General features: G+C 55.1%; 10 protein-coding genes and 2 pseudogenes. 7 read left to right on the plus strand and 5 right to left on the minus strand.

Features of this window, described 5'->3' with window-relative positions; all coding sequences use genetic code 11:
• Positions 1–170: 170 nt before the first annotated feature.
• Positions 171–487: pseudogene (locus F6R97_RS10795) on the plus strand (hypothetical protein).
• A gap of 163 nt (positions 488–650) precedes the next feature.
• Here F6R97_RS10795 and F6R97_RS10800 read toward each other — a convergent pair.
• Both F6R97_RS10800 and F6R97_RS10805 read right to left on the minus strand, forming a co-directional pair.
• A complete protein-coding gene (locus F6R97_RS10800; RefSeq protein WP_315866505.1) occupies positions 651–842 on the minus strand; it encodes a hypothetical protein in 192 nt (63 codons plus the stop codon).
• 11 nt (positions 843–853) lie between these two features.
• Positions 854–2,137: a hypothetical protein gene (locus tag F6R97_RS10805; RefSeq protein ID WP_315866506.1), complete on the minus strand. Its 1,284-nt coding sequence runs from the start codon at positions 2,135–2,137 to the stop codon at positions 854–856.
• Between the two features lie 606 nt (positions 2,138–2,743).
• On the opposite strand from F6R97_RS10805, the gene F6R97_RS10810 reads away from it, so the two are divergent.
• From F6R97_RS10810 to F6R97_RS10820, 3 genes are all read left to right on the plus strand, one after another.
• Complete coding sequence (locus tag F6R97_RS10810) at positions 2,744–3,118, plus strand: DUF6124 family protein (protein WP_315866507.1); 375 nt, start codon at positions 2,744–2,746, stop codon at positions 3,116–3,118.
• Between the two features lie 36 nt (positions 3,119–3,154).
• Positions 3,155–3,412: a hypothetical protein gene (locus F6R97_RS10815; protein WP_038978867.1), complete on the plus strand. Its 258-nt coding sequence runs from the start codon at positions 3,155–3,157 to the stop codon at positions 3,410–3,412.
• A gap of 369 nt (positions 3,413–3,781) precedes the next feature.
• Positions 3,782–4,150 carry a DUF6124 family protein gene (locus F6R97_RS10820; protein ID WP_038978866.1) on the plus strand — a complete coding sequence of 123 codons (369 nt, stop codon included), beginning with the start codon at positions 3,782–3,784 and terminating at the stop codon, positions 4,148–4,150.
• Positions 4,151–4,654: 504 nt separating this feature from the next.
• Here the strand turns inward: F6R97_RS10820 and F6R97_RS10830 are convergent.
• The 3 genes from F6R97_RS10830 to F6R97_RS10840 form a co-directional block, all read right to left on the minus strand.
• The gene (locus F6R97_RS10830) at positions 4,655–5,038 is read right to left on the minus strand and encodes a nucleotidyl transferase AbiEii/AbiGii toxin family protein (RefSeq protein WP_315866508.1); all 384 of its coding nucleotides are present in this window, start codon (positions 5,036–5,038) and stop codon (positions 4,655–4,657) included.
• Between the two features lie 160 nt (positions 5,039–5,198).
• Positions 5,199–5,729, minus strand: coding sequence for a GNAT family N-acetyltransferase (locus F6R97_RS10835; protein WP_038978865.1), 531 nt, complete (start codon positions 5,727–5,729; stop codon positions 5,199–5,201).
• A gap of 136 nt (positions 5,730–5,865) precedes the next feature.
• Positions 5,866–6,537, minus strand: coding sequence for a histidine phosphatase family protein (locus F6R97_RS10840; protein WP_038980203.1), 672 nt, complete (start codon positions 6,535–6,537; stop codon positions 5,866–5,868).
• Between the two features lie 390 nt (positions 6,538–6,927).
• On the opposite strand from F6R97_RS10840, the pseudogene F6R97_RS29570 reads away from it, so the two are divergent.
• From F6R97_RS29570 to F6R97_RS10850, 3 genes and pseudogenes are all read left to right on the plus strand, one after another.
• Positions 6,928–7,806: pseudogene (locus F6R97_RS29570) on the plus strand (methyl-accepting chemotaxis protein); the annotation flags it as partial.
• 201 nt (positions 7,807–8,007) lie between these two features.
• Positions 8,008–8,712, plus strand: coding sequence for a methyl-accepting chemotaxis protein (locus tag F6R97_RS29575; protein WP_408003886.1), 705 nt, complete (start codon positions 8,008–8,010; stop codon positions 8,710–8,712).
• 216 nt (positions 8,713–8,928) lie between these two features.
• Complete coding sequence (locus tag F6R97_RS10850; RefSeq protein WP_315866509.1) at positions 8,929–12,315, plus strand: Tc toxin subunit A; 3,387 nt, start codon at positions 8,929–8,931, stop codon at positions 12,313–12,315.
• Positions 12,316–12,336 lie beyond the last annotated feature (21 nt).

The raw sequence follows: 12,336 nt of genomic DNA on the forward strand, positions 1-12,336 counted from the left end.
ATTGCCGCCCACCCCGCATCCCCTGTAGGAGCGAAGCTTGCCCGCGAAGAGGCCAACCAGACCAGCACAAATCGCCCGCGGCCAAAGATGCAACCGTCGCCGCGACCGCCCTCGGAAATGCCCCGCGCCAAGCCCTCCTGATCATCGACGTGCAGCCAGGTTTCGCCCCAATGGCTTAACGATGGATCGGCACCCTGCCCCGGACGATGACAACCTCATCCAGACCGACCGTATCTTCATCAAGCACGTTTATGCGCCTTCCCCGGAAACCATCGATTATTTGAAATACCCTGAAGGTGGATCGTGGTGTGCAGCTGTCAGACGGAGACCTGCTGCCTGGCGGCTGAGTTTGCGCTGTTTGATGCGGGATGCAGCCGACGTTGATACCGATCTAACGGTGGGTTCGTCGCTGGATCGGACGGGAGGGTTGGGAATTAGGCTTTGGCAGCATCACTTCAATCGCACGGTGGAGATGAGTGAGGTGTGACGGGAACTGCCGTAGAGTGATCAGGAGGAGGAGGAGGAGGAGGAGGAGGACACGATTGGATGACTATGCCGGTACTGAATTAATCATGGTCTGGCCCCTTTTTTCCACGGGCTCCAAAGCATAAAAAACCCGCGCTGAGCGCGGGTTTAGAAAATTTCTCAGGTTACTTTTGAGAGAAGGCGACCAAGATCTCATGCACGCTGGGCTTACTATCCAGCTTACGCAACATCAGATCGTACTGGCTTGCATCCTTTAGCTGACGAGCGGGACGGATCTGTTGATTCTCAAAGCTCAACGCATCTCTTGCGACAGCAGATGCTGAAGGTTTCGATGGTTGTGGCAATGAGAAAATCATATCTGGCTCCATTATTCTGCTCGCTTAAAGAATCGAGGGTTCAATTCGGGTTTGAAATAGTGCTTCCTGTCGATCCATACAAATCCGTCATGTTTGCTAATGACAGCGACGTCAATCGGACCGGAAACCGACTCGCTTGGCCGAGTCACCCTTTCTTTCAGTGACTCTAGCTCAATTAAGCTCTTTGCCAAGCCTGCCATATCTGGCAGCGGAAGCGAATGTATAATATTGGATAGTGGAAATACATGCTGGTTTCGTATCTGCTGGTACCATCGGTCGGTGTGCTCGATATGCGCCTCCTGCACAAGGGTACCCAAACGCTCCTCGGTTAGCGGCTCTTGAGCACCACATTCAGCCATCACTCTTGCGCCTAGGTCCGTCAACGCTTGATTGGTCGAACCGTAGATGGAGCCGAGTACATCCGGCGCCACCCCCATGCGAAATGTGTCGATCATGTGGGTAGTAGCGAAGGGTTGGATCACTGCAGGCGAATTGGCATCCATCACCCTTGGCTCATTGCGAGAAAGAATCAGCCTGTCACCGAGAAACCCGTAGCAATCGTAGACCTCGAGCGCCGGAAAATAATCCTCCTTCCCGTAACCAGCAATCACCACACCGGTTTGATCTGCATATTGGATGAATTGTTTCACTGCGAGTTTGACTAGGGTGCCGATGAATCGCGGTATTAGGAACACGCGCGACTCTGACTGTATAAATAGAGAAATGGCGGTAGGCGCTTCCTTCGTTAGCTCCTCTGTCGTCTTAGCCGTCGCATTTGCAATGTCTGCTTCTGTGAGCAGTTGAGGAAGCTCCATTGCTTCAACCTGCGCCTCTGCCAGCGTCAGCGCAGCCTCGATTTCTTCATCAGATTTATCCGCAAGCGCTTCAAGCGTATCCACTTCTGCCTGTCCGGCGATTAGCATCTGAAGACGGAATAGAGCCGCACCTACCAGATTTAAAAGCGCTTTATTTTTGGTTTCTTCTGAAAAGAGCTTGTCGTTGTGCTGCAGAAACTCAAAAAAACGCTCCGGGTACGTTTCCAAGCGGTCAAACTGATCGTGGTTAAGGGTTTCTCGAAATGCTTTTATAGGTAGCTCCCAAGGAACACCTTGCAACCCGGCCGATCCATAAATCATCAGTCCTACCGGGCCTCCTCGGGAAAGCTCGTACAGTTTGTTAGCGCCTTTGAAATACCTACGCTCTTGATTCCCGTCCTTCCAAGATGTGACGGTAACGGCGCTATCGGCAGCCAACACAACGGCCGTACGGCTCATAATTGCGATCTCAGCTGTCATTCCTAGCTCTCTGATAATTGTTTTTAGTGAACGGCCCTGACGTCTTGGTGCCCTTAATGAACATTTTGAAAATTTGTTGCTAGCCATTGAATAGCTGGGAAATCTAACCATTGACTGCACGCTATACAGGGCTGATGGACAAACTTTGGTCCCCACCCTTCCTAACCGTCAACCGACAAAATGCGTAGGAATTACATCCCGGTAACTGTAGCTCGGTTCCGAGAGATCGATTTTCCGTGTGCCGCTCTCGGCAAAGCCGAATCCATTAATCTCTTGATAAGCGCGTACTCACCGTCCTAGGAAATTTCCCGCAAAACGCATCGACTTCCATGAACTGGCGGGCGCCGCTCATCGAGGATAGCCTTCAAGTGTCGCTGCAAATCAGCGATTGGGCTTTGACAGGCCGAAAAGTGTAACCTTTCACTCCTCCTGATCAGGCAGCATGCTCACGCGCATGCAGTCTCGTTTATGGCGGCTGTGCGTGGGGCATCTTCGGGTGCACCGGGTTCCTACACTACCGGTCTGTCAACCCGCGCACAGCTGCCACCCAATTCTGTTTGACAGCAGAGGGGTGGCCGCCTCCAAAACTAGTGTAGGAGCATCAACATGAAGAAGATCACCCCCAACCCTCCAGAAACCGATACCTCTTCGGAACCCGAAACCCTCGACCTGACCCAACTCTCCAAAGCCACCCAACGCGCCGTCAGCGCCCGCTTGCGCGACCCGAAACAGCCCGATCCCGTGAGCCATGTTTTCACCATTCTCCCCGACGTCGACACACCCACCCTGCTCGCTCACGCCAGTGAAACCCTTGCCTCCATGAATGTCATGACCACCGACTTGGCCGACCAGCTCGAAGGCTCGCATCGCAACGTGGCGTTGGCGACCCAGCAACTGGCCGTGTTGGCCGAGATGTTGATCTATCGAGCGCTGGATAACCTCGATTCGCCCACGCCGGCGGTCACGCCCGTCTGCCACTGAGTGATCACGCTCGTTGATCGAAATGGAGGTTTTGTCATGGATCGATACATGCCGGTCACCGGCATCGACTGCACCATTGCGTCGCTGCTGATCGACACCGAAGCACCGCTGGATGTGCTGCATGAAACGGCGGCCTACCGCATCCGCACCGCGACTCAATTGCTGGAGAGCTTCGCCGCGAACGAAGGCGTTTACAGTGAACTTGCGCGGGTGTTGGTGACTTCGTTGCGCGATGGCTGCGATTTGCTGGATGTGGTTGGGCGAAGGTTACAGATGCAGGTTTCGGCGTCGTAACGAACCCGGCATAGGAAATCGTTGCCGCTCCCCAACACAAAAAGGCACCTGACGAGCATATCGCAGGTGCCTTTTTTGGATTTGAGCGGGTAGGGATATTCCGAATACGTGACATCGGGAGCTGAATGTTACGTATGCGGGAGCACCTCAATGAACGCAGAGCAGCCACGCTTCGCCCAAGTGTGAAAAGGATTTCTCTGACAGATTAGAGCCACGTCATCCTGGGAAATTTCCCGCAACCCGTAGCGACTTCCATGAACTGGCGAACAAGGTTTCCGGAAGATAGTCTTCATTCTTCGCTACAAACCCTGCGGACGGTTTTGACAAGCCGAAACAGCGTAAGGATCCCTAACCCCATGGAACGCCCTTATGAAAAAAATCACCCTGCATTTAGTTGAAAATCCGGCCACTTCAGAGCCTGAAGCCCTCGACCCAACCCAAGTTCCCCAAGCCACCGAACGCGCCGTCAGCGCCCGCCGGCGCAACCTGAACAGGAACATCTTCAGCGTCCGCCCCGACGTCGACACGACCACCCTGCTCGCTCATGCCAGCGAAACCCTGGCGTCCCTCAACGTCATGACTTTGGACTTTGCCAACCAACTCGAAGGCTCGCAGCACAATGTGGCGCTGGCTCTTCATCAGTTGACGGTGTTGACCGAACTTTTGGTCAACCGAGCGCGGGATAACATCGATCCGAACGGGTCGGTGGCCGTGGGCAAGCCTCCCGTTTTTCACTGAGTGATCGCGCTCGTTGATCAAATGAAGATTTTGTCATGGATCGATACATGCGACGGTCACAGACACAGGTTTCGGCGTAGAAAAACAAAATGGGCGACCTCATTGAGGTCGCCCATTTTTGCGACTGCTACCGCGTATCCTTCGGTTCCACATCTTGAAGCCAAAACTCTGAACACTCTCATGGCCGCTCAGCGCTTTATCTGTAGCCACATACAAATCACGTATATGCCCAACCAAAAACGTCCAGAACGCCGGTTCATTAACGGTTTGATTTACCAACTCTCCCGGCAGGAACCACCCCAGGCCGCAGAGCGAAAGCTACGATTTTGTCCGCATAGATTTCTTCGTGGGTTTCAGCCTGCAAGATCAGACCGCTTGTGCCCATTTCGACGCCATAAGGATTAAGCAACTGCATTGGCTGTGGCTGATAGCTCGGGATGGAGCACACGTCGATGTTAATGCGCCGTGCCGGCAGATCTTTGCGCCCTGGTCTGGTTTGAACCTTCAGTTTCCAGGTGTCGACATTCCCTTCCTCACGAACAGGCTCACCGACTTCAAAACTTCAAGGCCATATTTGGTTTTCAGTGTGGTGACCAATACATGGGCAAGCTCGGTCAGGCTCTCGCGATTGAAATCTGCACCACCGGTAAAATCCAGGTCCTCACTTAAACGGTTAGAACCGTAGCAAGCACGCAAACAGGTATCGCCAATAAAGGTCAGTTTGGCGAGCATGCCAGCAGAACTCAGCGCCAACATGATGTCGTGGTGCAGCAATTCCTTTTCTACCACGACCCGCAATGGCGCCAGATCCTGCTTGTTTTTTAGCGCCTCAGCAAAGCAATGATTTTCGTGTCTCTTCGTGGCAATACCGAGAAGGCTTCCATCCACATGAATTTTTCTTCACCCAACCACCTCTCTCCAACCTGTACATTCCCCTCGCTCATTCAAGAAACTACGGTTTGCCCGCTCTCCCGCGGGCTTTTTTTTGCCTGCCGTTTTGTTAGCGGTCAACTCAAGTGACCGGTGCACCAACAACCTCTGGCAATTCCTACAGGCATTTCAACCGGTACAAATACGTATCCTGCTCCCCATGCGGCTCCGAATACCGCGCCCGATAACACATCCTGATCAAACCAAAACCAGCCGCTTCAGCCAGGCGCTGACTCGCCCTGTTGGCCGAGGCCGTGGTCAGATAAAACGTGAAACCAGGCATGCTTTTGATCAGTGCTTCGAGCGCCGTGCGCATATAACCTTGGCCCGAATACTCGGAGTTGACCCAGTAACCGACGACATATCGGTTGCGCCGCCGGGGCTTCAAGCCAATGCAGCCGATGATCGCGTGCGCTGCATCGTCGACGATAAACAACCGCCGCTCACCTGTTTCGCTCTTGAATTCATCGACCGCACGCGCGAGGAACGATCGGGCTTCGTCCTCAGTGGTATAGGGTTTTGCCCAGGGCAGAAATTCGGAATGGGTCGTAAAACTGGCGTTCAGCGCATGCTGCAACGCTTTACACCATTCGGGGTCGGGGGCACTCAATCTCAATCTGTGAGCGCCAACCGTCAGCGCAAGCTCCATTGCATCGTCCTTAAATACAAACTCCCTGACGTCAGACAATAACAGCGCCAGGAAGGACGCTGCTACTCAGGAGTTCAACTGGATCGCAACCTCACCGCTCCAGTTCGGGATGAGGAATGAGGAATGATGGTGAAGCTCATTCAGTGGTCACCGAGCGCCAGTCAGAGGCTTCGATGAAACCGAGCATGCGCGGCGGCTGAGACTTTTTGGCGGAGATAAACAGAGAAGCGCCGTAACCAAGGGTCGCGGTCGGTAACTTGAGGTCTTTTTCGAGTTGCGCCATGCATTCACTGTGGGTCACCAGAATCAGGTTGCGCCCGGCCACCTTGTGCGCCAGGGCATCGCGCAGCATGCTGCCCCTGCAACGGATCAACCAGTCTTCACCGACGCCGACCTTGTTGAACATGTAACCGGCGGTTTGCGCCGTACGCATCATCGGGCTGTTATAGATGTCGGCTTGATCCAGACCCAAATGCTCGAACTGCGCGCCGACACTCACCGCCACGCTACGGGAGCGATCGGTGATGCCATCATTGCCGCTCAGGCAGGCAGCCGTGGAGTGATCGCAGCGCTCGACGTGACGCATCAGCACGATCATGTCGCCCTTGGCCCAACCGGTCGCCAACGCACGGGCACCCGCCACGTTGCCATGGGCCAGGTCAGGGACGGCGGCGGGCCGCAACAGCCAAACCGTCAGCGGAATAACCAACAAGGCAGATGCCAGCACGACTGCGGCGTTTCGATAACGAGCCAAAGGGCTCAGATCGATCGAGCGTTTTATCCCGAACAGACTCAGTCTCAATTCCACATCAGGCCGCCTCGCCGGCATGCACCACTTTCATTTGATGCGCGAGGGTAAAGAGGCGCACGTCGGCAGCCAGTGAAACTCATGTGAAAAAAAGCTTAAGCCCCCAAAAACCTTGTTACAGAATCGATGCAGCAAAACCTTTCAGATCTCGGAATTGCTGCCGATACACACCTGCTACCCCCTTGCTGGCTCTTAAAACAACAATCTTCCAGCCAACCGACGATCAAGAAGCACAACGTTCCTGGAGGAATATTGATGAATAGCTGGTTCGGTAATATCAGCGTGAACCTGAAACTGGGCTTGGGATTCGGCCTGGTCCTGGCACTGACCTGCGTCCTCGCCCTGACCGGCTGGAAGAGCCTGGGCGGGTTGATTGACCGCAGCAACTGGATGAGCGATATCACTCAGCTCAACGCCGGCCTGACCAAACTGCGCGTGGTTCGCCTGCAATACATGCTGACCAACGGCGACGAAACCGCCGCACAGAATGTGCAGACCACCCTCGACGGTTTCATCGCTCAGCAACAATCGTTGCTGTCGACATTCAAAAGCCCGGAAAACGTCAAGCTGCTCAAAGAGCAGAGCGCGACCATCAGCGCTTACCAGATATCCCTGAACAAAATGCGCAGCGCCTACCGCACCGGTAACAGCGCCCGCGACGCCATGGGCGCCAATGCTGAAACCGCCAGCAAGTTGATCGAAGCAATCAGCACCCGCGTGCAGCAAATGCCCCTGAGCGACCAACGCTTCGAACAGTTCCAGGCCATCACCGCCGCCAAGGAAGCGTTCATCCTGGCTCGCTACGAAGTGCGTGGTTACACGGCCAGCACCAACGCCGAGACAGAGCAAAAAGCCGTCGCCCAACTGGACACGGCCATCGCCAGCCTGAAACCGCTCAACGTACATTTCGCCGAGACCCAGCAAGACGCTCTGCGTCAGCTGGAAGCCGCGCTGAGCAATTACCGCAGCGCCTTGCAAGCGTATAAAGCCGCCAACACCGATGCGGTGCAGGCGCGCAAGGAAATGACCGAACAGGGCGCCACCATCGTGACCCTGAGCGACCACCTGTATCAGATCCAACTCGACCGCCGCGACGCCGAAAGCGCCCAGGCCCGCACACTGCAACTGATCAGCACCTTGCTGGCATTGCTGGTGGGCGTCATTGCCGCCGTGATCATCACCCGTCAGATCACCGGCCCGTTGCGCGAGACCCTGGCCGTGGTCGAGCGCATCGCCAGCGGCGATCTGTCCCAAGACGTCAAAGTGACTCGCCGCGACGAACTCGGCGTGTTGCAACAAGGCATCGCACGCATGGGCGTGACCCTGCGCGATTTGATCAGCGGTATCCGCGATGGCGTCACCCAGATCGCCAGCGCCGCTGAAGAACTGTCGGCCGTGACCGAGCAAACCAGCGCCGGGGTCAACAGCCAGAAGATCGAGACCGATCAAGTGGCCACCGCCATGCACGAGATGACTGCCACGGTGCAGGAAGTCGCGCGCAACGCTGAAGAAGCGTCCCAGGCCGCAGCCGCCGCTGATGGCCAAGCGCGAGAAGGCGATAAAGTGGTCAACGAAGCCATCGCCCAGATCGAGCGCCTGGCCAGCGAAGTGGCGCGCTCCACCGAAGCCATGAGCGTGCTGCAGCAGGAAAGCGACAAGATCGGCAGCGTCATGGACGTAATCAAGGCCGTGGCCGAACAGACCAACCTGCTGGCCCTCAACGCCGCCATCGAAGCGGCCCGTGCCGGTGAAGCCGGTCGTGGTTTTGCCGTGGTGGCCGACGAAGTTCGCGGCCTGGCCCAGCGCACGCAGAAATCCACCGAGGAAATCGAAGGCCTGGTGGCCGGTCTGCAGAACGGCACCCAACAAGTGTCGGCCGTGATGAACAACAGCCGCGCCCTGACCGACAGCAGCGTGGCGCTGACCCGCAAGGCTGGCGTGTCACTGGAAAACATCACCCGAACGGTGTCCAACATCCAGTCGATGAACCAGCAGATCGCTGCCGCCGCCGAGCAACAAAGCGCCGTGGCCGAAGAGATCAGCCGCAGCATCATCAACGTACGCGACGTGTCCGAACAGACCGCCGCCGCCAGCGACGAAACCGCTGCGTCCAGTGTTGAACTGGCGCGGTTGGGTAATCAGTTGCAGATGATGGTGAGTCACTTCCGGGTGTAACAGCGTGCCCCAGACCCGCCAGTATCGTTACTGGTGAGTCTGGGGTTTACTGGCAAACCTCCCGACTATTCGCCGTTCAAAATCCTACAACCTTCCCACCCCATTCCTCCCGCCAAGTAGCGAAGTTTCCCGTTCCCACTGAACGAAGAAGCTGACAGCGCTCCCGCCTGCCACACCGTAATGTCGATCTCTCCACCTCCTCAGAGACGCATCGGCATGGTCGACACCCCCTCAACCGAGAGCAACGCAAAATCCTTACTCGATACATTGATCAAGGCCTACGCCCCCGAAGACAAAACAGCAGAATTTGAAAAGCGCTTTAAAGAAAAGCTCGGGCTTACCTCGGTGTTCGATATCACCGGGATGACCGAAGCCGGTTTCAAGGATCATTTAGTTAGCGCGTTCGATAACGACGAGATGTTCAAGGTCCATGCTGGCAGCATCGCCGGTTCGCTCTACAACGACGCCAGATGTTACGCGGCCCAGATCAGCCACCTCTATCGAGAGCAGCGGACGTCAGACGGAACAGCACAGCATCAATGGCATCCCCTGGGCATTCGTGCGATCGAGAAACAGGGCCCCACCTATACTCATCTGTTCAAAGAGAATTGGGACGACGCCTGTAAAAATGATTCGATCGCCGCCATCGATTCACCGGTCGCCTACCTTAGAGCGCTGTACCGGTTTGCCCTGCAACTGGAATCCAGCGTCTCGCAATTACCGGATGAAAAAACCAACCGAATCCCATTGGCAAAACGTCGCCCGGATCTCGCCGATCTGTCGATTGATCAGCAAAGCACCTTCACTGCGCAACCGATGCTCGGAATCGTCAATGCGATTCTGGACAAAAACATTCAGAAGGCGCTGCAGACCACCGATGACGAAGGCAAGTCGACCTATGAGGTTCTAGCGCATAGGTATTACCCCTTTGCCCTTCCGTATGAGTTTTTCCACCATCAGTGCCTACTGGGGCTGAGCGCGAACAAACCGACGCTCGGAGAGCTGAACTATCTCATCAGCGATTCCCTCCCTATCACGCCTTCCAGAAATTCTTCGTACGGCAAGGTGCTGGAGACTGCGTCTCATGAAGCTCAGATGCTGATGTCCGGGCTTGGTCCGAAACAGCAAGCGCTGCTGACAGCTTGGGCCGAAAAAATCCTGACAGATGAGGTACACGAACGGCCCACCCCCGAGGAACGCAAGCGCAAAGACAGCTACTGGGAAAAAATCTATGGCTTCACGTCGATTTCCGACCTGAAAAAAATACCGACCTTTCTGGAGCGAACCGAACTTGAAGCCGAGCAAATGGAAGCATTGCTGGCACAAGGTAAATCTGCGCCTCGCACATCTCCTCATTACTCCTTGGGGGCACCTTTTTCCCGGCCCTATGGCGCCCGTTATGTAAACGGCCCTGTCGCTGCCGATGATAAAAGCATGACGTTGGACAACGAAAACAGGCCCGGCGAAATAGCCAATGCGACCGAGGATAAACTCGAACGCCTGCATCGAATGATCCGCCTCCAGCGCTGGCTCACAATTCCGTTCAACGAGCTGGACACCCTGATGTGCAGCGCATTGGAATCTCAGTTGCGAGCCAATGCAAAGATGCAACTCGACAGCTATGTCATTCGAGCTCTCGGTGTTTATCGTTTTTTTAACCGGCGGTACTCGATCACGGCTGAAGACTTTGCAGCGCTGCTACACCAGATATCCCCATGCGCTACCGGCGACAATACGTCCCTATTCGATAAGGTATTCAATAAAGCCCGGCTGTTCGAAAAGCCACTGAAGCTCGATGGTCGAGCCTTCCAGGCGAACGATTCGGACCCGGTCTCTCACACCATTCTCCAGCACTTGAGCGTCAGCCTGGGCCTGCCTCTGACAGAGGACTCACTTTTTCGGGTCGTCAAAAACACGCAGAAATACCTGGGTTCGCTCAAGTGTGACTTGCTCACGCTGTCGTCCATTTATCGCCAGGCACGGACCGCGCGGATGTTCGGCCTTTCGATTGCCGAACTGTCGACGCTGGAAAATTTTCTGGGAGGGGAAAGTATTTCAAGGTGTCTGGTAACCGGTAACACCGGCAGACGGACCTTTCAGATCAGGGGCCAAAAAGCAGATCAGTATTTCGAGCTGGTCGCGCATTTTCAGCTACCGGAGGGCGGCGATCCGGGTGAAGCTACCCTGCTTGCCGGGTCAACCCTGCGAACCAATACTTCATGGTTTGCCGACACCACGACAATCAAAAAACTTGATGTCAGTTTAATCCCTGAGTCAGGCGACGAGGAACGACCGTGGATCACCATTGACCAGATTCAAACCACCGACTCGACCAGTGCCACATCACTGGAGGGCCAAAACATCAAGTGGCATGGTGCCGGTTTCGATGAGCTTACCCACCGCAAATGTACGAACATGATCCTGCAATCAATCCGTGGAGAAGGGTCTTTAACTTCGATTGGCACCTTTTCTGGCGAGATCGATAAAGTCGTTCTGAGTGTCCCCCCTCAGGAAGCTTCTGCACTCAACATTCTCGATATCCTGATGCAGTTGGACTGGATAACCCGCTGGATCAAAGAGTCCGCCTATGACATCCCCATGCTGCAACGTGTTCTTGAACTGCATCCCAATGACGACTATCTCTTGGGGGATTTGCAGCATCACCTCACCAAACTTGTCGCCGAAACGCGCCAGTGCGCGGTAACCGCTCAAGAATTGGCGACGTTGGCACTGCCGGAAAACATTGATTGGCAGGCGAAGCTGGCGAGTACCCTACTCGATGATAAAGGTCTGGTAAAAAATTTCGCCCCCTCGATCAAAGACGATGTACCGCAGAAGCTGACAAATGCGCTGGATAAAATCTTTGTTGAGTTGACGCTGGATGCGGATCCCGACAAAGACCTCAGGCTCAAGAACGACTGCACACAAAAACTTAAAAACCTTCTGCTGCTCGCCCATGATCGTCAGCAGCACCTGATCGAAGCGTTTCTGCAGGAAACCTTTCTGCTGCCCATGAATTGTGCAAAGGATGTAGTGATATGGGCGAGAACCTCGGTCCATAAAGTTCTCACCAAAGCCCTGGACATTGAAGACCCATACAAACTTGCGCACAAACTGCACCCGCTTCTGCGTCACACCGAAGCCGCAGTTCGGTTGCAGCTGAGCAACAAGGCCTTGCGCGCGCTCCTGAACACTGCCCACTGGCTGGACACACCGGATGGACAGCTGAGGCTGTCGTTCAAAACCTTGTATCTGTTCGATCGCTTCAACCACTTCATGAATACTTACCAGCAGCCGGAAGAAAGCCTGCTGAGTTACCTGGAGTTCGCGAACGCTTCCGGTAGCGAGGGAAGTGTCGTCAACGACCGTCTGGCCCAATTAATGAAATGGACCACGGCTGAAGTCACCATGCTCACCTCGAAGCTGATGTTCAAGCAGGCCAGAACCATGAGAGACATCGATTGGGTCATGCGCTGCCACAACGCTTGCAAAGCCACCGGGCTTAACGCGACCGCCCTGCTAAATGCAGCATCCCTCGACAACAACAGTCCAGTCGTTCAATGGAAAACCGTCGGTGAAGCCGTCATGGTGGCCAGTCGCTAATCCCACTACATGCTCAAGGAA

Origin of the sequence: Pseudomonas sp. JV414, assembly GCF_032424305.1 — a bacterium.
Taxonomy (GTDB): domain Bacteria; phylum Pseudomonadota; class Gammaproteobacteria; order Pseudomonadales; family Pseudomonadaceae; genus Aquipseudomonas; species Aquipseudomonas lini.

Bases quoted from the DNA above. Each gene is read 5' to 3' on its own strand.
- F6R97_RS10800 (WP_315866505.1), bottom strand. From the start codon at position 842: ATGATTTTCTCATTGCCACAACCATCGAAACCTTCAGCATCTGCTGTC.
- F6R97_RS10805 (WP_315866506.1), bottom strand. From the start codon at position 2,137: ATGACAGCTGAGATCGCAATTATGAGCCGTACGGCCGTTGTGTTGGCT.
- F6R97_RS10810 (WP_315866507.1), top strand. From the start codon at position 2,744: ATGAAGAAGATCACCCCCAACCCTCCAGAAACCGATACCTCTTCGGAA.
- F6R97_RS10815 (WP_038978867.1), top strand. From the start codon at position 3,155: ATGGATCGATACATGCCGGTCACCGGCATCGACTGCACCATTGCGTCG.
- F6R97_RS10820 (WP_038978866.1), top strand. From the start codon at position 3,782: ATGAAAAAAATCACCCTGCATTTAGTTGAAAATCCGGCCACTTCAGAG.
- F6R97_RS10835 (WP_038978865.1), bottom strand. From the start codon at position 5,729: ATGGAGCTTGCGCTGACGGTTGGCGCTCACAGATTGAGATTGAGTGCC.
- F6R97_RS29575 (WP_408003886.1), top strand. From the start codon at position 8,008: ATGACTGCCACGGTGCAGGAAGTCGCGCGCAACGCTGAAGAAGCGTCC.
- F6R97_RS10850 (WP_315866509.1), top strand. From the start codon at position 8,929: ATGGTCGACACCCCCTCAACCGAGAGCAACGCAAAATCCTTACTCGAT.